Origin of the sequence: Flavobacterium arsenatis (assembly GCF_031456785.1) — a bacterium.
GTDB lineage: Bacteria > Bacteroidota > Bacteroidia > Flavobacteriales > Flavobacteriaceae > Flavobacterium > Flavobacterium arsenatis.
Map to the genome: position 1 here is coordinate 33,728 of NZ_JAVDVI010000006.1, position 17,571 is coordinate 51,298.

21 protein-coding genes are annotated in these 17,571 nt (G+C 35.4%); 8 read left to right on the forward strand and 13 right to left on the reverse strand.

The annotated features are described in order from the left end of the window. Positions 1–2: 2 nt before the first annotated feature. The 3 genes from J2X31_RS07925 to J2X31_RS07935 are packed head-to-tail and all read left to right on the forward strand — an operon-like array spanning position 3 to position 1,452. On the forward strand, positions 3–329 hold the full coding sequence (locus J2X31_RS07925) for a 2TM domain-containing protein (protein ID WP_310025821.1): 327 nt from the start codon (positions 3–5) through the stop codon (positions 327–329). Between the two features lie 2 nt (positions 330–331). Further along, on the forward strand, positions 332–649 hold the full coding sequence (locus tag J2X31_RS07930; RefSeq protein ID WP_310025823.1) for a 2TM domain-containing protein: 318 nt from the start codon (positions 332–334) through the stop codon (positions 647–649). Positions 650–696: 47 nt separating this feature from the next. Continuing rightward, complete coding sequence (locus J2X31_RS07935; RefSeq protein WP_310025824.1) at positions 697–1,452, forward strand: LytR/AlgR family response regulator transcription factor; 756 nt, start codon at positions 697–699, stop codon at positions 1,450–1,452. 96 nt (positions 1,453–1,548) lie between these two features. Here the strand turns inward: J2X31_RS07935 and J2X31_RS07940 are convergent, their stop codons facing one another. Both J2X31_RS07940 and J2X31_RS07945 read right to left on the reverse strand, forming a co-directional pair. Further along, entirely contained in the window at positions 1,549–1,731 is a 183-nt protein-coding gene (locus J2X31_RS07940; RefSeq protein ID WP_026705802.1) for a CsbD family protein, read from the reverse strand. 161 nt (positions 1,732–1,892) lie between these two features. Continuing rightward, complete coding sequence (locus J2X31_RS07945; protein WP_310025827.1) at positions 1,893–3,188, reverse strand: Omp28-related outer membrane protein; 1,296 nt, start codon at positions 3,186–3,188, stop codon at positions 1,893–1,895. 120 nt (positions 3,189–3,308) lie between these two features. Between J2X31_RS07945 and J2X31_RS07950 the strand changes: the two genes are divergently transcribed. Together J2X31_RS07950 and J2X31_RS07955 are read left to right on the forward strand one after the other, a co-directional pair. Continuing rightward, entirely contained in the window at positions 3,309–3,785 is a 477-nt protein-coding gene (locus J2X31_RS07950) for a TlpA family protein disulfide reductase (RefSeq protein ID WP_310025828.1), read from the forward strand. A gap of 2 nt (positions 3,786–3,787) precedes the next feature. Beyond that, on the forward strand, positions 3,788–5,536 hold the full coding sequence (locus J2X31_RS07955; RefSeq protein ID WP_310025830.1) for a DUF6029 family protein: 1,749 nt from the start codon (positions 3,788–3,790) through the stop codon (positions 5,534–5,536). A gap of 68 nt (positions 5,537–5,604) precedes the next feature. Here the strand turns inward: J2X31_RS07955 and J2X31_RS07960 are convergent, their stop codons facing one another. The 5 genes from J2X31_RS07960 to J2X31_RS07980 all read right to left on the reverse strand — a co-directional run bounded on the left by J2X31_RS07960 (position 5,605) and on the right by J2X31_RS07980 (position 10,260). Then, positions 5,605–6,624 (reverse strand): COX15/CtaA family protein, encoded by a 1,020-nt coding sequence (locus J2X31_RS07960; protein ID WP_310025831.1) that lies wholly within the window; start codon positions 6,622–6,624, stop codon positions 5,605–5,607. A gap of 283 nt (positions 6,625–6,907) precedes the next feature. Beyond that, positions 6,908–7,195 carry a hypothetical protein gene (locus J2X31_RS07965; RefSeq protein ID WP_310025832.1) on the reverse strand — a complete coding sequence of 96 codons (288 nt, stop codon included), beginning with the start codon at positions 7,193–7,195 and terminating at the stop codon, positions 6,908–6,910. A 67-nt stretch (positions 7,196–7,262) separates the two neighbouring features. Beyond that, positions 7,263–8,687, reverse strand: coding sequence for a CCA tRNA nucleotidyltransferase (locus J2X31_RS07970; RefSeq protein ID WP_310025834.1), 1,425 nt, complete (start codon positions 8,685–8,687; stop codon positions 7,263–7,265). A 68-nt stretch (positions 8,688–8,755) separates the two neighbouring features. Beyond that, positions 8,756–9,328, reverse strand: a complete 573-nt coding sequence (locus J2X31_RS07975; protein WP_310025835.1) for an L-threonylcarbamoyladenylate synthase — start codon at positions 9,326–9,328, stop codon at positions 8,756–8,758. Positions 9,329–9,333: 5 nt separating this feature from the next. Further along, on the reverse strand, positions 9,334–10,260 hold the full coding sequence (locus tag J2X31_RS07980; RefSeq protein ID WP_310025837.1) for a glycosyltransferase family 2 protein: 927 nt from the start codon (positions 10,258–10,260) through the stop codon (positions 9,334–9,336). A gap of 73 nt (positions 10,261–10,333) precedes the next feature. Here J2X31_RS07980 and J2X31_RS07985 point away from each other — a divergent pair, with 73 nt between their 5' ends. Beyond that, the gene (locus J2X31_RS07985; RefSeq protein WP_310025838.1) at positions 10,334–11,200 is read left to right on the forward strand and encodes a hypothetical protein; all 867 of its coding nucleotides are present in this window, start codon (positions 10,334–10,336) and stop codon (positions 11,198–11,200) included. Here J2X31_RS07985 and J2X31_RS07990 read toward each other — a convergent pair. Further along, positions 11,189–11,953, reverse strand: a complete 765-nt coding sequence (locus J2X31_RS07990) for a glycosyltransferase family 2 protein (RefSeq protein WP_310025839.1) — start codon at positions 11,951–11,953, stop codon at positions 11,189–11,191. The genes J2X31_RS07985 and J2X31_RS07990 overlap by 12 nt on opposite strands. 68 nt (positions 11,954–12,021) lie before the next feature. On the opposite strand from J2X31_RS07990, the gene J2X31_RS07995 reads away from it, so the two are divergent. Beyond that, positions 12,022–12,837 (forward strand): glycosyltransferase family 2 protein, encoded by an 816-nt coding sequence (locus J2X31_RS07995; RefSeq protein ID WP_310025841.1) that lies wholly within the window; start codon positions 12,022–12,024, stop codon positions 12,835–12,837. Here the strand turns inward: J2X31_RS07995 and J2X31_RS08000 are convergent. Further along, the gene (locus J2X31_RS08000; RefSeq protein WP_310025843.1) at positions 12,834–13,895 is read right to left on the reverse strand and encodes a glycosyltransferase family 9 protein; all 1,062 of its coding nucleotides are present in this window, start codon (positions 13,893–13,895) and stop codon (positions 12,834–12,836) included. The two genes, J2X31_RS07995 and J2X31_RS08000, sit on opposite strands and share 4 nt — an antisense overlap. A 125-nt stretch (positions 13,896–14,020) precedes the next feature. After that, the gene (locus J2X31_RS08005; RefSeq protein WP_310025846.1) at positions 14,021–14,836 is read right to left on the reverse strand and encodes a 2,3,4,5-tetrahydropyridine-2,6-dicarboxylate N-succinyltransferase; all 816 of its coding nucleotides are present in this window, start codon (positions 14,834–14,836) and stop codon (positions 14,021–14,023) included. A gap of 290 nt (positions 14,837–15,126) precedes the next feature. Between J2X31_RS08005 and J2X31_RS08010 the strand changes: the two genes are divergently transcribed. Continuing rightward, the gene (locus J2X31_RS08010) at positions 15,127–15,861 is read left to right on the forward strand and encodes a class I SAM-dependent methyltransferase (RefSeq protein WP_310025847.1); all 735 of its coding nucleotides are present in this window, start codon (positions 15,127–15,129) and stop codon (positions 15,859–15,861) included. Here the strand turns inward: J2X31_RS08010 and J2X31_RS08015 are convergent. From J2X31_RS08015 to J2X31_RS08025, 3 genes are read right to left on the reverse strand one after another with little or no spacing between them, the layout of a single operon-like run. Beyond that, entirely contained in the window at positions 15,853–16,101 is a 249-nt protein-coding gene (locus J2X31_RS08015; RefSeq protein WP_310025849.1) for a hypothetical protein, read from the reverse strand. The two genes, J2X31_RS08010 and J2X31_RS08015, sit on opposite strands and share 9 nt — an antisense overlap. Before the next feature lie 9 nt (positions 16,102–16,110). Beyond that, a complete protein-coding gene (locus tag J2X31_RS08020; RefSeq protein WP_310025850.1) occupies positions 16,111–16,473 on the reverse strand; it encodes a hypothetical protein in 363 nt (120 codons plus the stop codon). A gap of 53 nt (positions 16,474–16,526) precedes the next feature. Further along, on the reverse strand, positions 16,527–17,522 hold the full coding sequence (locus J2X31_RS08025) for an alpha/beta fold hydrolase (RefSeq protein ID WP_310025851.1): 996 nt from the start codon (positions 17,520–17,522) through the stop codon (positions 16,527–16,529). Between the last annotated feature and the right edge of the window lie 49 nt (positions 17,523–17,571).

A 17,571-nucleotide genomic window follows, 5' to 3' on the forward strand; every position in this document is an offset into this window, starting at 1 on the left:
TTATGGAGAATTTTAATGAATTTGAAGAAATTAAATACCACAAGGCAAAAAAGAAAGCCAAGGAGATAAGGGCTTTTTATTTTCAGCTGACGGCCTATTGTGTTGTGATTCCAATTTTGATTTACATCAACCTTACTTATGTTCCTGAATTTCATTGGTTTTGGTTTTCGATGATAGGATGGGGTACTGGAGTGATTATGCACGGGATGGAGGCTTTTGATCTAAATCCTTTTTTAGGAAAAAACTGGGAGGAACGAAAGCTGAAACAATTTATAGAAGAAGAAAAACAAAAGCAGGAACGATTTAATACACAATTTAAAAACAAGTAAAAATGGAAAATTTAACTGAAATCGAAAGACAAAAATTTGAAAGGGCAAGTAAACGTGTAAAAGCAATTGCGGGATTTTATAAGCATTTGATGTCCTACATCCTGGTCAATTTGTTTCTTATCTCGATGAAATATTTCCAGCTCGAAGCGGGAGAAACATTCTTGAAGTTCTCTACATTTTCAGTCGCTTTCTTCTGGGGGATTGGATTGGCATTTCATGCGGTAAGTGTTTTCGGAACCAATGTTTTCCTTGGACAAGATTGGGAAGAAAAGAAAATCAATGAATTGATGAATAAAAAACAAGAAAACAAGTGGGAATAATTTATGATTCATAAATTATCTTATCATCAAATTATCCAATTGAAAAAATGAACATCATCATCATAGAAGACGAGAAACCTGCCGCAAGATTGTTGCAACGAAAAGTTGAGAAATTAAATTTGAAAGTCAATACGCTTCTGCATTCCGTTGAAGAATCAATCGAGTGGTTTTCTAGAAATGAGCATCCGGATTTGATTTTCCTTGATATCCAATTATCAGACGGTTTGTCTTTTGAGATATTTGAGAAAATAGAAATTAAAAGTGCCGTAATCTTCACAACGGCTTATGATGAATATGCTTTGAAGGCATTTAAGCTCAACAGCATCGATTATCTTCTGAAACCCATTGATGAGGACGATTTGGAAATTGCAGTGGCTAAATTCAAGTCTAGGACACAAAAGCCTGAAAACCTTCAGCTTGATTTTGAACAGATAAAGAGAATGCTGACAAATCCAGTTGAAAAAACTTATAAGGCCAGATTTACAGTGAAGATTGGACAGCATCTAAAAGTCATTACCACAGAAGAAATAGAATGCTTTTTCAGTGAAAATAAAGGTACCTACATCCACACAACAGACAACAGGGATTATTTGATTGATAGTACTTTGGAAGTTTTGGAGCAAGAAATGAATCCACGAGATTTTTATCGTGTGAGTAGGAAGTTTATAGTCCCTTTGAAATCCATAAAGGAAATAGTGGTGTACAGTAATTCTCGTTTAAAAGTGATTTTGCCAACCTACAATGACGATGAGGTAATCGTGAGCCGAGAAAAAGTAAATGATTTCAAGGACTGGATTGCATAAAAAAAACTACTTCACTATAAATCTACAATTAAATGCAAATTCAATAGATGAAGCAGTCGTTTTTTAGTTTTAGTTTTTTAAGAAGTACTCTCGGGATTAATCAAACATAGATTTGATTTCTTTTTCAGTCTTTCCTAATTTTTGTTGCAATTTTCCCCACATTTCTTGTTCTTTACCTTCTTCGTACAACAAATCGTCGTCTGTCAAGTCGGCAAATTTTTGTTTAAGTTTTCCTTTAAACTCTTCCCAGTTTCCTTTAATTTCATTTGAATTCGGCATAACATTTAATTTTTAATAATTAGTAAATTCTTTTTCTATTACAAAGTTGGCTTTTTTAGACGCCAAAAGGTTATGTGATTTTTCTCAAATGTTACAAGATATTTTTTTGGGCAAAAAAAACGCTCCAATTTGGAGCGTTTTAATTATTTGTTAATCATAAATTACTCTATGATTTCGAATGTTTGATTTTCACCTGGAGCAGATTTCCGTACATTAATTGCTTTATTATCAGCACCAATAACAAAAGCAACAAATTCCAAGTTATTAGGATTAGATACAGTTGCAGGAACAGAAACGTTGAAAGATTTGGTAACAACATTGTTATAAGCTGATTCTTCATTAGAAAAAGCATCACCTAATAAATTTGTCAAAGAAGCTCTCAAAACGTGATCATGCACAAAGTTTGGAATAACACTGTTTCCTCCAGTACCACCATAATAGGTTGTATAATTTACTTGGTTATGAACCAAACCATTTTCTAAAACATATACTACTAGTTTACTTCCGTTTAAGCCTTTTCCGAATTTAGTATTAACAGCTAGGTTAATAGTTCCATTACTCACAGATGAAGTCATTGAAATTCCTACTTTCGGGGTTTCACCGTTTGTTAATCCAACTACTTGGTTAATATTGTTCGGTTCTGGAGAATTCCAAGTAGTTAATCTGTTTAACTTTGCTGTAGGGTACCCCTGTAAATTAATCAAACTTTCTAAGCTATTAGCGTTATATGAGTATGGGTCATAGGCTCCACTTGTAGGATTAGTGCTAACTCTGTGTATCGCAACAACTACAGCTTTGTCAGTGGCATTTTGTACCAATTCAATTCCGTAAGAAACTCTTGGACACCAACCACACCATGTTCCTGTATAGTCTTCAATTAAAACTCTTTTTGTAAAGCTAATCGGCTGCCCAAAAGTAATAGTAATATTTTCAGATGTTAGATTACCGTAAGTTGCAGAGACATCAAAAGTGCCTACTGTTGTAGAAGTAAACCTATCTCCATTAACAGTTGAAGATCCAGCAGTTATAACAGATGTAGATGTAACATCGATACCCGTGTTTGTAACCACTTTAAAAATGATACTTTCATTAATTGCTTGAGCATTTGCACTGGCAGTTAACGTGATAGAGGTTGGAGGAATGTCAGTAAAAGTTACTGTTGTAGTAGCAGTTGCTCCTAAATATGTAGCAGTAACAACAACTGGTCCAGTAGTTTGAGATGTAAAAGTAGCTCCAGTAATAGATGTATTTCCTGCAGATAAAGCTGAACCAGCTGTGACATTTTCACCAGTGTCAGTAGTTACTACAAATGTAACTGGTTCTCCAATCATCTGAGTAGTAGTGCTAGGAGTTAAAGTAATTGATGCAACAGCTGTTGAATCTTCATCTTCGTCAGATGAACATGCATTAATTCCTATAAAAAGGAAACTTAAGAATAAAATTTTTAAAATTTTCATAGATGAGTTAATAGTTAGTTAATAATTTGGTTATGTTATATTTTGCAATAATAATATATTTTTTTTACAATGTGTATATATTATTTTTTTTTGTTTATTTGCAACACAAACAATTAAACTATGAAACAATTAACTATCCTATTTTTATTTGTTATTTCGGTAGCAAATGCTCAGAAAGAGCTTCCAAATCTTACTCTAAAATCTTTAGACAACAAACCTGTAAACATCAAGACAGATTATCAAGAACAGGATAAGCTTTATGTTTTTTCGTTTTGGGCTACTTGGTGTGGACCTTGCTTAAACGAACTTGAAGCCATAAGCGAAGAATATGAAACTTGGCAAAAAGAAGTAAATTTAGAAGTTATAGCAGTTTCTACAGATGATGCTAGAACTCAAAAAAGAGTAAAACCATTGGTTAGTGGAAAAAACTGGCCTTTTAGCGTAATTTTAGACTCCAATCAGGATTTTAAAAGAGCTCTTACCATTGTGGATATTCCTTATACGATTGTAGTGAAAAACAACAAAATAGTTCACATTCAGAGTGGTTATACTCAAGGTGGTGAAAAAGAATTATTCACCATACTTAAAACATTATAGTAATGAACAAAATCATTTTAGGAGTTTGCTTGTTTACAGCATCTCTTGGTTATTCTCAAGAAGATACTGAAACATCAACAAAAGAAAAAAAAGATTACGGAAAAGTTTTTGGAGGATTCGAATCTAACTCGCAATGGTATCTAAATGATAAAGAAATGGGAACAGTTCACCCAGAAGAACCTGTTCGTTCTAATAATTATCTTTTTGTGAATTATAATTATAAAAACTGGACGGCAGGAGTTCAGGTAGAAGCCTATGAGCCCAATGCCCTACTAAATTATAATCCAAAACTAAACGAAACCAATGTAGCCACTTATTTTATTAATTATAAAACTAACAAACTTGATGTTACTGCGGGTTATTTTTATGAACAATTTGGTAGTGGTCTATTATTAAGGAGTTGGGAGGATAGGCCTTTAGGGCTAAACAATGCCATCCGAGGAGGAAAAATCAATTACAGACCATCTGATTACTTATCTTTTACAGCACTTTACGGACAACAGCGAACAGGATTTGATATTTCTCAAGGAAAAATTTATGGTTTTAATTCAGAAATCATTTTAGATCAACTTTTCAATTTTGAAACATCAGGACTCTCTGTTGGATTTACCTATGTTGGTAGAGATGAAGAAATTGATAAAACTAGAATAGAAGCCCCTAAATTTGATGCACTAACCAACAGTTTTGCAGGAAGAGTAAATTTTACTCACAATTCATTTTATATCTCATCAGAATATAATTATAAATCGGAAGACGCTATTTTAGATGTTCAAAACAATATCAGCAACGATTTTGTGAAAAATGGTAGTGCATTATTATTTAATATGGGCTACTCAAAGCAAGGACTTGGAATTGATGCAAGTTTAAGAAGAATAGAAAATATGGGATTTTATTCCGAACGAATTCCCGAAGTATATAATCCAACTGATCCATCTCAACAAGCCAGTACGAGTATCAATTATAATGATAAAATTATGAATTATACTCCGGCTCTAACAAAACAACATCATAGTAACTTAGCCAATATTTATGTTTATCAAGCACAAAATAGAGTAGATTTCTCGGATCCATCTGTAATGAAAGCTGGAGAAATTGGAGGACAAATAGACGTGTTTTATAATATTAAAAAAGGAACAGCTTTAGGAGGAAAATACGGAACTAAAATAGCCGTGAATGCTTCTAATTGGTATAACTTGAAAGGAGATTTCTCGTTTAGTAACCCAGATGCAGGTATTCTTCCAGATTATGAAACAGAGTTTATTGGAACAGGGGATAAATATTTCTCCGATTACAATATAGAAATCACTAAAAAAGTTTCCGATCAATGGTTTACAATTTTCAATTATGTAAATCAGTATTATAATACAAAATATTTGGGAGGTGGTAGTTTGGTAAAAACCGATATTGTTAATGCCGAAGCAACCTATACTTTTTCAAACTCAAGATCCATTCGTTTTCTTGGCGAACACATGTGGGCTGATGCCGACAGAAAAAATTGGGCTGGAGCTACTTTAGAATATAGTTTTAATTCGAGATTTGCTTGCTATATTTGGGACATCTATAATTATGGAAACGATGATAAAGAAAAACGTCATCATTACTATAATATCGGTGGATCTTATAGAAAAGGAGCTTCTAGAATTTCAATCAATTACGGAAGACAACGTGGAGGTCTAGTATGTGTTGGTGGAGTTTGTAGGTTTGTACCAGAAAGTACAGGTCTTTCATTATCGTTGAATACTTCATTCTAAAAAATATTCTAAAATAAGAAAGCCGATAAACTTTAAGTTTTATCGGCTTTTTCTATATAATAAGAATTCTATTTACTAAATCGATGCAACGTATAAACCATCGCACTCAAAAGGAAAAACGCCATAATCTGATGCACCAATCCCAACCAAAGTGGCACTTGAAGTAAAAGCGTAAAAACACCCAACAGGAATTGAAGAAAAACAAAACCCACTAAAACATTCGTTCCCATTTTTTGTTGGGTCGTCAAAGCAAATTTCCTGCTTTTGAAATATAAAAATAAAATCAATCCAACCACAACATAAGCCATCGTTCGGTGAACAAACTGAACCCCACTTTTTCCTTCCGTCAGGTTTTTCAAAAGGGAATCTTGTTCCATCAAGACGGTTTCATGCATGAATTTTCCTTCACTCATCATCGGCCAATGGTTATGGATCAAACCAGCATTCAAGCCCGCCACAAATCCACCATAAATAATCTGGATAATCAAGAAAACCATCGTAAATCGTGCTAATTTCCTTAAAGGAAGAAGTACTTCTTTTTTATCAGAATAAATCAAATCCAATGCAACCCACAACGTATAAGCAAACGTAATGAAGGCAAAAGTCAAGTGCAGAGAAAGCCTGAAATGACTCACATCCGGACGATCAATCAAACCGCTTTTCACCATAAACCAACCCAAAAATCCTTGGAAAGCACCCATACACAAAAGGATGATGCATTTCTTTATCGTTTCGCCACTCAAGCGTTTCTTAACCAAGAAATAGACAAACGGAACAACAAAAACCAACCCAATAATCCTTCCGATAAAGCGGTGGAACCATTCCCAAAAATAGATGAATTTATAATCTTCAACCGTAAAATCGTTGTGAATATTAATTTTTTGATACTCTGGAAATTTCTTGTATTCCTCAAAAGCCGCATTCCATTTTTCGTCCGTCAGTGGCGGAAAAGTGTCCGTCACCAAATGCCAATCCGTCATCGATAATCCTGAATTGGTGAGTCGTGTTATTCCTCCAACGACAACCATAATAAAAAGTAAGATGCAACCTGAAAGTAGCCAATAGATGACTGATTTATTTGTTTTCATGTTTGTTTGATAGGGAAATTATCTGGATTTTGTCTTGTGTCCCAAATGTCAAGGACGAAAATATGTGTTTCAGTAATTGAATAAACAATTTCGAAGTGACTTACAATTTTTAACCTGACATTTAGATTTTCGGATTTTATAGAACTTTCAGGAAAAAAAGTAAGTTGATTCAATGATTCCTGAAATAGAACATTTAATTTTTTACTATAAATGTTAGATTTATTTCTTTTGTTCCAGTATAAGAAAATAGAAGTTCTGGATTTTCTTGCGAAACTTGTCCAAACTATCTTTCTTGTTCCTCGAACCATTTTTCTATCTCAATTTGTGCTTCTTCATCTGTAATATATTCTCCATTTTCAACTTGTTTTAAAGCAATGTCAATTCTTGCTCGTTGCCAATCATTAAAAATGCGAATTTCTTCTTTTTCTTGATAAACAGATGATGGTTCATTTGCAATAGTTATAATAGAACTTTTGTTTTTCAAAATTTCTTCTAATTTCATTAAAGTTTCAAAATCATCTGTATGGATGACTTTTTTTATCAATTCTAATTTTAGTTCGGTAATTGTCATAAACTTTAAATTTATGTAAATTTACTCAAAAGGTTTTGTTTGACTAAAAAAACAAAAGTTAATCTTCCTATTTTCCTTCAATTTTTTTTAGTCCCAATTTCTGAGCTCTTTTCATCAATAATTCATAAGCTGCATCATATTCGTTCGGAATTTCACCCTCCAAGATAGCTTCCTTGATGGCTTCTTTCAAGATTCCAATTTCCCTTGAAGGCTTCAAATTAAACATTTCCATAATCTCTTCTCCCGTAATCGGAGGCTGAAACTGTCGAACATGATCGCGTTCTTCGACTTCAACAATTTTCTTCCGAACAACATCAAAATTACTGTGGTATTTCTTGAATTTTGCAGGATTTTTGGTTGTAATATCAGCTTCACATAAAGTCATCAAATGATCAACATCTTCGCCAGCATCAAAAACCAAACGACGAACAGCCGAATCCGTAACAATATCTTGAGCCAAGACAATTGGTCGTGAACTCATAATCACCATTTTCTGAACGAATTTCATTTTCTGATTCAAGGGCATGTGCAAACGTTCAAAAATTCTCTTGACCATTTTTCCGCCCAAAAATTCATGTCCGTGAAAAGTCCATCCTTGTTTTTTATTGAAACGTTTCGTTGGAGCCTTCCCGATATCGTGCAACAAAGCCGCCCAACGAAGCCACACGTCATCCGTATTCGGACAAATATTATCCACAACTTCCAATGTATGGTAAAAATTATTTTTATGTGTATGGCCCTCAATTTCCTCCACTTGGTTCAAGGCAGTCAATTCAGGCAAAATTATATCCAGCAACCCAGTTTTATACAAAAGTAAAAATCCAACCGAAGGCTTATCTGTCGAAAGAATCTTGTTCAATTCTTCTACAATCCTTTCTCCAGAAATAATCTTAATCCTTTCGGCATTTTTGGTAATAGACTGTAAAGATTTTTCTTCAATATCAAAGTTCAATTGAGTAGCAAAACGAATCCCTCTCATCATCCTCAACGGATCATCCGAAAAAGTAATATCTGGATCAAGCGGTGTTTTGATGATCTTGCTTTCCAAATCTTCCAAACCATTGAAAGGGTCCAATAAGTCGCCAAAATTTTCTTTGCTTAAAGAAAGTGCTAAAGCATTAATCGTAAAATCACGACGGTTTTGGTCGTCTTCAAGTGTTCCATTCTCCACAACAGGATTTCTGCTTTCAAAATGATAGGATTCTTTTCTGGCTCCAACAAATTCAATATCAATGTCTTGAAAACGAAGCATTGCTGTTCCGTAGGTTTTAAAAACCTGTACTTTTGGTTTTCTAGGAAGTAGTTCTGAAACCTTCAAGGCCAATTCAATACCGCTTCCAACGGCAACAATATCGATGTCTTTTTTTGAATCTCTTCCTAAAATAAAATCTCTAACAAAGCCACCAATGACATAGCTTTCTACACCCATTTCTTGTGCAGCTTTGGAAATTATTTCGAATATTGGATTTGATAATGCTTCTTTGTAATTCATTATAAAAGTTTGAAGTTTAAAGTTTGACAGTTCGAGCGAACTGAAAACTGAAAACTGAACACTGCATACTATTTTCTGATAATCTTAACCTGGGAATCGTTCGTCAATTTTATGATTGTCGATGGTTTTCCTGCAATTTTATCGTGGTGCAAATTTACAACATAGTCAACGCCTTTTATAATTTCAGGACTAATTTCTTTGAAACTTTTTGGAGTTGGCTCACCCGAAATATTGGCAGAAGTGGAAACCAGAGGCTTTTTCATTCGCTCTAAAAGCTTAAAGCAAAAAGGTTCCTTTACAATCCTGATTCCAAGTGTATTATCTGGAGCAATGATGTTTGGAGCCACATTTCGAGGTTTGTCTAAAATTAAGGTTGTAGGCTTTTCAGATAAGTCCATGATTTGCCAGGCAGCTTCCGGAATTTCCTTGAAAACATTATACATCATCTTTTCGCCGTTCATCAAGACAATCATGCTTTGGGTTTCGGCTCGTTTTTTTAATGCGTATATTTTTGCAACCGCTTCAGGATTGGTTGCGTCACAGCCAATTCCCCAAACCGTGTCAGTAGGGTATAGGATGATGCCACCTTCTTTGATGATCTCGTATGCTTTATATACTTCGGAATTATAATCGGGAACCATATTAATTATTTTTCTAGAATTATTTGTTGGTGTTTTAAAGAATTCGCCAAGGGTGCTCCCATTTTAATCAAGGCAACTGCAAGTTTAAAATGTTTAGGTTTAACGAGCGACTTAAATGAAAATATTATGATATATAGATATTTCAATAATAGATATTGCAGGTATCCGTGGTTTTTTCTTATGATGTATAAATGTGAAATCTTCAGTTCTATCTTTTTTTGGTATCCAATATTTGTGCTTCTTCCACAAAGATGAATGTAGTTGATGGTTGGAATAAAAACAGATTTTAATCCTATGTTTTTTAGTCTTTTGCAAACATCCATTTCTTCATAATAAAGGAATAAATTAGAGTCTAATCCTCCAACTTTATACAAATCTTCTGCCCTGAAAAACATAAAACTTCCAATCACAAAATCGGTTTCTATTGGGGCTTTGTAATCGCCGTGGCGTTTGGTTTTTTTAGGATTTAGTTTTTCATAAAGCCAATATCCCAGAAAACGGGTAGCAAAAGTATCAAAATGGCCAAATGCAACTTGCTTTTCTCCATCTTCATATATTGGCTGAATCCCTAATGCACCATGATTTTTAAATTGCTCCAGATGTGCAATAAGTGGCGAAAAACAATCTTCAACCAAGAGAACATCATTGTTTATTAGTGCTATATGTTGACCTTTTGCATACTGTATGCCTTGCATGTTTCCAGCAGCAAAACCGGTATTGATTCGGCTTCTATGAAGCGAAACATTTGAATAATTTAATGTATCAATTCCAGATTTTAAATGTTCATAATCACTGTATTTAGAGGCATTGTCAACTATGATAATTTCAAATGAAACTGATTTTGGTGTTTTTTCAAAAATAGAATTTATGCAATTTAGCGTCAAGGCTGCATTGTTATAATTTAATAATATTATTGATACATTTATATCCATTTTTTTCTTTTCTATGATTAGTGCAAACTTATTGTAAAATTCGGGAAATAAATTTTATTTTTGTCAAAAAAAGATGCAGGTAAATGTTGGCTTTTTGGTTTCCTATGATTACAAGTATTTGAAGCAATCCATTCCATTGGTTTATGAAGCTTCTGATAGAATTGTTTTGGCTCTTGATATTGAAAGCCGCACTTGGAGTGGAAATACATTTACTATAGACAATGACTTTTTTGATTGGATTAAAAACTTTGACGTAGAAAATAAAATAGAAATCTACAAGGATGATTTTTATGATCCAAACCTTACTGCAATTCAAAATGATACAAGAGAAAGAACCATGCTTGCCGAGTTTTTCGGAAAAGGAAATTGGTATATCCAATTGGATGCCGATGAGCTTTTTGTTAATTTCAAAGGGTTTGTAGACTACTTGAGAGCTAATCCAAAGTATCTGATTAATCCCGAAAAAAACAAAGTTCAATTATTTCTGTTTTTTGTAAACTTGTTTAAAAAGCTTCCCGACGGCTATCTTTATGTAGAAAAACCTTTTGAAACAGCAACCGTTGCAACAAATTATATCGGATATAAAAATGCAAGAATATCCAAATTCAGAAAAATATATTTGCCTTTTTTTATAGTTCACAATACTTGGGCAAGAGAAAATGAAGAAATTTATTTCAAGTTAAACAATTGGGGACACAACAAAGATTTTGATGTTGAGAGCTATTTTACTTTTTGGAAGAACATTGACAGCAGCAATTATACTCAATTTAAAAATGTACATCCATTGGCACCCGAGAAATGGAGAAGCCTCGGACTATGTCCTACAAATGACATTGATAAAGTAGTGTCGTTTTTAGAGAATAGTAAAATTTTAAATGTTTCAAGACTTTATATTTTTGGTAAAAACATTGCCCAAAAATTCAAGCATTTAAAATTTTAATCTTTTAAGTTCTCTATATCTTGCTTTGACACTCAAAGCGTTGAGGTAGCAAATAATAATTCCTTTCTTCCCATCAAGAATTCCCAATCGAATCAAGTATTGATAAAGAAAAGTATAAATGGGATGACCATAATAATGAATAAAGGTAGGTTTAAAGCCAATAAACAATTTTTCCTTTGCTTTTAGTTTGCCATAAGCAATCATTTTTCCTTTATAGGATTGATAATCGCTGTAGGAGTAATGGATTAATTTATTTTTAAAAATATCAACTTTTCCTTCTACATCAAGCTTTTCGTGAACCAATCTTCTGTAGGTATAGCGAGCCTTGTCTTTTTTGAAGAGCCTAAAGATGCGATCGGTTTGCCATCCGCTGAAGTGCAGTATTCGTTTTTTAAAGAAAAATTTCCTGTAAAAAAGAAATGCACTAACATCAGTGTCGCTGTTTACGGTTTGAATAATTTCTTCTTTCAGTTCTGGTGTCAGTCGTTCATCGGCATCAATAAAAAGAATCCAATTGTTTCTTGCTTGGTCAATAGCAAAATTCCTTTGGGCAGTATAATTTTCAAAAGTATGCTCCAGAAACCTTACATTTTTGAATGACGTGGAAATATCCTTGGTTCTATCTTTGCTGTAAGAATCTACTACAATAACCTCATCAGCAAAGTCTAAATCGCTTAGCAACTCATGCATATGGGCTTCTTCGTTCAAGGTTATGATAAGGACTGATAGTTTATTAGTTCGAGTATATTCCATTAAGAGGTTTAATATTCAACAAATATAAATTATTTACTATTTTTGTGGTCTAAATAATCGAAAAAAAAATGAAAATTTCTGTTATATTGAGTACCTACAATGCTGAAGCTTGGCTAGAGAAAGTCATTTGGGGATTTAGCGCTCAAATAGAAAAGGATTTTGAGATTATTATTGCAGATGATGGCTCGGGGCCAAAAACCAAAGAACTCCTAGATGCTCTACGACCACAAATCCAAATGCCATTGATTCATGTTTGGCAGCCAGACAACGGTTTTCAAAAAACACAAATCCTAAACAAAGCCATTTTGGCATCTGCTGGAGAGTATTTAATATTCACAGATGGTGATTGCATTCCGAGGAATGATTTTGTGACCACACATCTAAAATACCGCAAAGAAGGTTATTTTCTCTCGGGAGGTTACTTTATGTTACCGATGGACATCTCACAAGCCATTACAAAGCAAGACATTATCGAACAAAACTGTTTTAAACTCGATTGGCTTTTGGCGAGAGGCTTGAAGAAAAATTTTAAAAATAATAAGGTCGCGGCAAAAGGCTTTTGGTCTAAAATTTTGAATAAGGTAACGCCAACAAAACCCACTTGGAACGGACACAATGCTTCCGGATGGAAAAAAGACCTGCTCGAAGTGAATGGGTTCAACCAAGAGATGCAGTATGGAGGAGAAGACAGGGAATTGGGTGAAAGACTAATCAATAAAGGAGTGAAATCAAAGCAAATTCGCTACAGTGCTATATGTGTTCACCTCGATCATTCAAGAGGTTACGTCAGTGAAGCCGCTTGGAAGAAGAATTTTGAAATTAGGGAGCATACCCGTAAGAACAAAGTGGTTCGAACTGCAACCGGCCTCGATCTTAATCTCTAATTGTCCTTTAAGTATTTTTCCAGCACAGGCAACAACAATTCTGGAGAAAAGTATCCATACAAACTCAAGGCACTTTTTTTCATCTCCTTTGCCGTTTTTGCCCCGTAGAGTTCGGGTTTAAAATCCTTCAGATGAACCGAAACATTTTTGTTTCCCTCTTCAAAAGAGTTCCATGCTTCTTTAATAATCCATGTTGAAAAAATAGTAAAAGTCGGAATATCCAAAGCTTTCGCCATATTCACAGCTCCACCTTCATTGCCAATCAAGGCATCACAATGTTGGGTAATCGATAGGAATTCCCGAATACTTCCCGGAATAACGTCAATCTTAATGTGGTTTTGAGTTTCGGGTTTGCACAAATCAAAAATGGCCCTTGCTTCCTTTTTCTGCGAAGGCATATAATTGAAAAGCAATGTAGCATCGGTTTTCTCAACAATAAAATCCAAGACTTTTGCCATAAAAGGAAACGGATACGTTTTGTTGTTGCCACTTCCTAAAACACCAATCATGAAAATCTTCTTCGAAAAATCGATGTTGTTGTCCTCAAGGATTTGCTTTCCGTTTTGAATTTCTTTTTCCGTCAGGAATATTTTTGGTTTGATGTCCAGTTTTGAATTATTCTGGTTCAAAGAACTCAATAAATTCAATCTGTTTTCAAGGGCAGTTCCAGCATTGGTGAGCGGTTGCGGAATTTCCTTAACCGTTTTGGTATAAATAAAATTGGTATACGATTTATGAAAACCAATTTTAGTCGTGGCACCCGAAACACCCACTACCAAATTGCTTTCGAGTTTGCCATAAGCATCAATCACAAGGTCGTATTTGGCTTTTCGGATGCCCACTAAAAAGTTCAAAAAAGCTTTCTTGCTTTTTCTATATTCGTCCTGAAAAGGAATAATGTTGTCAATATTAGGATTGTTTTCTACAACAGGCGTCGTAAACGGATAAATCAAATAATCCACTTGGGCATTAGGATAAAGCAGTTTCAAATTATTACACAAGATACTGCTGGCCAAAACATCGCCAATCATTTTCTGCTGAATCACTAATACCTTCATTTGAATTTTAGATTTTAGATTTTAGATTTTAGATTTGGAATCCCTAAATTCTATCCTCACTATTTTTACTGAAAACTGCGACTGAAAACTGCGACTGAACACTGCGACTGAACACTGAATACTAATTAAACTGCCACATCATATTCACGTAAAGCATCATTCAAGCTCGTCTTCAAATCAGTCGATGGCTTGCGTTTTCCGATAATCAAGGCACAAGGCACTTGGAAATCTCCTGCTGGAAATGATTTTGTATAACTTCCCGGAATCACCACCGAACGAGCAGGAACAACCCCTTTCATTTCCACTGGCGTATCTCCCGTAACATCAATAATTTTTGTTGAAGCTGTTAGGCATACATTCGCACCCAAAACCGCTTCGGTCTCTACACGAACACCTTCTACCACGATGCATCTCGACCCGATAAAAGCACCATCTTCAATGATTACTGGGGCCGCTTGCAAAGGCTCCAAAACACCACCAATTCCAACACCACCACTCAAGTGAACGTTCTTGCCAATTTGAGCACAGCTTCCAACCGTTGCCCAAGTATCCACCATCGTCCCTTCATCTACAAACGCACCAATGTTCACATAGCTCGGCATCAGGATTACCCCTTTAGAAATATAGGATCCATAACGGGCTACAGCTGGTGGAACCACTCGAATTCCCTTTTCCGCATAGTCGCGTTTCAAAAGCATCTTGTCGTGGTATTCAAAAATACCTGCTTCCCAAGTTTCCATTTTTTGAATCGGGAAATACATCACCACGGCTTTCTTCACCCATTCGTTCACTTGCCATCCGTTTGCAGTTGGTTCGGCAACACGCAAATTTCCTGCATCCAAGAGGTCAATCACCTTACGGATGGTAACAATTGTAGTTTCTTCCTGTAGCAACGCTCGGTCTTCCCAAGCCTGTTCAATAATGGTTTGTAATGTCTTCATTTTTGTTTTGATTTTACCGCAAAGATAATCGTTTTGCCAATAGTTAAAACTTCAAATACATCAATAAATTAAGGTTTTTTGTGAATTCAATCCGACTAAAAGTAGTAACTTACGGTATTCTTTTTTAAGGAGCAAATCGTTTGGGCAGTTTCAGAATCCATATTCCTGCTGTCTTTCCAAATCTTTTTATTTTTAAAGAAAAAATAAAAAGGATTTTCCCTTACATCAGGGCTAGGAGGAAATCATAAAAACTAAATCCCAAATCTAAAATCTACAATCTAAAATTAAAAATGAAAGACAATTTCTCCAATCAAGCCTCACAGTATTCAAAATTCCGACCGCATTATCCACAGGAATTAATCAACCATGTGTTGTCCTTCGTGAAAAACAAGGAAACCGCCCTCGATGTTGCCACAGGAAACGGACAAGTGGCCATCGCTCTTTCGCAATATTTTCATACTGTTTATGCAACCGACATCAGCGAAAACCAACTTCAGCATGCCCCAAAAATCATCAATGTAATCTATAAGAATCAATCTGCAGAGGAAACGGATTTCCACGACAAGCAATTCGACTTGATTACCGTTGCACAAGCTGTTCATTGGTTTGATTTTAATAAATTTTATGCAGAAGTAAACCGTATCCTAAAACCAAACGGCATCATCGCCATCCTCGGCTACGGATTGTTTTCAACCAACCCAGATACCGATAAAATCCTGCTCGATTTCTATCACAATATAGTAGGTCCTTTTTGGGATGCCGAACGAAAATACTTGGATGAAAACTACAAAACCATACCATTTCCGTTTGAAGAATTGGAAACCGAAACGTTTTCAAATGTTTTTACGTGGAATTTCGACCAGATCATCGGCTACCTCGAAACCTGGTCGGCAGTAGAACATTACAAAGCACATCACAACCAAAATCCGATTGATATTATTAGGGAAGAATTGAAAATATCATGGAAAAAAAGCGACAAAAAAGTAACCTTTCCGATGTTGATAAGAGTGGGGAAATTAAAGTGATTCCTCCACCACATCTTTTAGTTTTAGTACAAGTTCCTCAATCACAACATTGCATTTCTGTGCATCATCGGCCGAGGAAACAATACCACTTTTAATGGCAATAAGCTCGCTCCTGAAGTCGTCATAAACAGTATCCATATAGCCACTGTCCAACATCTGTTGCCTCAAGTTTGGTACAGGGAGTTTGGTTTCCTTATAGTGGTAGAACAATTGTTCGGCTTGGTCTTTAAATTCTTCCATAATTATTTTTTATTTTTTATCTTTTCTCTTACTTCTTTTCTCTTGTTTCTGTTTTGGAAGATTCGTATGTGTTCTGTCAAGATTTACCTGAACAGCATTCGTTTCATTATTATGAATCACCGTATGGGTGCCATCTGGATTTACTTGAACAGAAGTTTCTTCTCCTTCGTGAATCACGGTGTGTGTACCATCGGGATTTACTTTTACATTACCTGGAATTACGGTATGAGTTCCTTCATGATTCACCTGAACCGAAGTATTGTTGTCCGTTTGATGGATTATGGTGTGTGTTCCGTCAGGATTTACCTGAACGGTTTGTGCCTGTAGTATTCCTACGATCAGAAGCATCAAAAAGGAGATTATGTTTTTCATAGGGTGTTTTATTTACAGCAAAATTAAATAAATGCTTTTCTTTGAAATGGTCACTATCGCTCCAAAAATACCAACAAAGGCTGTATAAACCTATCAAAATCCTCAACATGTGGCAAATGTCCAATATTGTCCAATTCCATCAAAGTCGAATTCGGAATGGCTTGCTGTGTCTTTTTTCCCAATTCGTTGTAGAGTCCCATTAAGGGTTGCACGTCTTTTGGGGCTTTTTCCTTTCCAATAGCCGTTCGGTCGCGGGTTCCGATAATCAGCAGGGTAGGGCATTTGATGTTTTTGAATTCATATACCACAGGTTGCGTAAAAACCATGTCGCTGGTCAGGGCTGCATTCCAGGCAATGATCGGATAATCCTTGTGGAGTGTCCAACCTGCCAGGAGGTTTAGCCAACGGTCGTATTTCGGCAACCATTTGTTGTCGTAATAAAACTTCAGTTGGTAGCTTTTGTAACTTTCAAAATTCTTCTTTAGCTCTTCCTTGTAGTTGGCATCAACGGTTTGGTAGGGCGAAAAAAGCTTATAATCCTCCAAGCCAATCGGGTTTTCGAGGATGAGTTTTTCGGTCAGTTCAGGATAGCTCAAGGCAAAACGCGAAGCAACCATGCCACCCATTGAATGTCCGAGTACCATAACTTTATTGATTTTTAAATCGTCCAGAATAGCCTTTGTATTCTCGGCAAGCTGGTTGAAACTGTACTGGTAATGTTCCGGCTTGGTCGATTTTCCGAACCCAATCTGGTCGGGAGCGATAACGCGGAACCCCTTTTTGGTAAGTGCGGCAATGGTTTCTTCCCAATAGGCAGCATTAAAATTCTTTCCGTGCAGTAGCAGTATCGTTTTTCCGTTTGCCTTTGCAGGAACCACATTCATATAGGCCATTTTCAATTGCTGTCCTTGCGATTCAAACGAAAGGAATTTCACTTCGTGTGGATAGTTCACCTGGGTCAGATCCTTGTCGAGTGGCATCAGTTTGTCTTGCGAAAAACAGTTTGTAGGCAAGGTAAAAGCCAGAAGGAGTAGGAGATAAGGTTTCATAAATGGTTGTATTTGTGGGGTCATCCAAATATACTTATAAATCTTTTGG

What these genes read in the sequence shown, in the direction of transcription:
- J2X31_RS07985 (WP_310025838.1), top strand. Translation starts at nt 10,334, where the DNA reads ATGCAGGTAAATGTTGGCTTTTTGGTTTCCTATGATTACAAGTATTTG.
- J2X31_RS07925 (WP_310025821.1), top strand. Translation starts at nt 3, where the DNA reads ATGGAGAATTTTAATGAATTTGAAGAAATTAAATACCACAAGGCAAAA.
- J2X31_RS08000 (WP_310025843.1), bottom strand. Translation starts at nt 13,895, where the DNA reads ATGAAGGTATTAGTGATTCAGCAGAAAATGATTGGCGATGTTTTGGCC.
- J2X31_RS07965 (WP_310025832.1), bottom strand. Translation starts at nt 7,195, where the DNA reads ATGACAATTACCGAACTAAAATTAGAATTGATAAAAAAAGTCATCCAT.
- J2X31_RS07950 (WP_310025828.1), top strand. Translation starts at nt 3,309, where the DNA reads ATGAAACAATTAACTATCCTATTTTTATTTGTTATTTCGGTAGCAAAT.
- J2X31_RS08015 (WP_310025849.1), bottom strand. Translation starts at nt 16,101, where the DNA reads ATGGAAGAATTTAAAGACCAAGCCGAACAATTGTTCTACCACTATAAG.
- J2X31_RS07970 (WP_310025834.1), bottom strand. Translation starts at nt 8,687, where the DNA reads ATGAATTACAAAGAAGCATTATCAAATCCAATATTCGAAATAATTTCC.
- J2X31_RS07930 (WP_310025823.1), top strand. Translation starts at nt 332, where the DNA reads ATGGAAAATTTAACTGAAATCGAAAGACAAAAATTTGAAAGGGCAAGT.
- J2X31_RS07975 (WP_310025835.1), bottom strand. Translation starts at nt 9,328, where the DNA reads ATGGTTCCCGATTATAATTCCGAAGTATATAAAGCATACGAGATCATC.
- J2X31_RS08005 (WP_310025846.1), bottom strand. Translation starts at nt 14,836, where the DNA reads ATGAAGACATTACAAACCATTATTGAACAGGCTTGGGAAGACCGAGCG.
- J2X31_RS07955 (WP_310025830.1), top strand. Translation starts at nt 3,788, where the DNA reads ATGAACAAAATCATTTTAGGAGTTTGCTTGTTTACAGCATCTCTTGGT.
- J2X31_RS07940 (WP_026705802.1), bottom strand. Translation starts at nt 1,731, where the DNA reads ATGCCGAATTCAAATGAAATTAAAGGAAACTGGGAAGAGTTTAAAGGA.
- J2X31_RS07990 (WP_310025839.1), bottom strand. Translation starts at nt 11,953, where the DNA reads ATGGAATATACTCGAACTAATAAACTATCAGTCCTTATCATAACCTTG.
- J2X31_RS07960 (WP_310025831.1), bottom strand. Translation starts at nt 6,624, where the DNA reads ATGAAAACAAATAAATCAGTCATCTATTGGCTACTTTCAGGTTGCATC.
- J2X31_RS07980 (WP_310025837.1), bottom strand. Translation starts at nt 10,260, where the DNA reads ATGGATATAAATGTATCAATAATATTATTAAATTATAACAATGCAGCC.
- J2X31_RS08010 (WP_310025847.1), top strand. Translation starts at nt 15,127, where the DNA reads ATGAAAGACAATTTCTCCAATCAAGCCTCACAGTATTCAAAATTCCGA.
- J2X31_RS08020 (WP_310025850.1), bottom strand. Translation starts at nt 16,473, where the DNA reads ATGAAAAACATAATCTCCTTTTTGATGCTTCTGATCGTAGGAATACTA.
- J2X31_RS07935 (WP_310025824.1), top strand. Translation starts at nt 697, where the DNA reads ATGAACATCATCATCATAGAAGACGAGAAACCTGCCGCAAGATTGTTG.
- J2X31_RS08025 (WP_310025851.1), bottom strand. Translation starts at nt 17,522, where the DNA reads ATGAAACCTTATCTCCTACTCCTTCTGGCTTTTACCTTGCCTACAAAC.
- J2X31_RS07995 (WP_310025841.1), top strand. Translation starts at nt 12,022, where the DNA reads ATGAAAATTTCTGTTATATTGAGTACCTACAATGCTGAAGCTTGGCTA.
- J2X31_RS07945 (WP_310025827.1), bottom strand. Translation starts at nt 3,188, where the DNA reads ATGAAAATTTTAAAAATTTTATTCTTAAGTTTCCTTTTTATAGGAATT.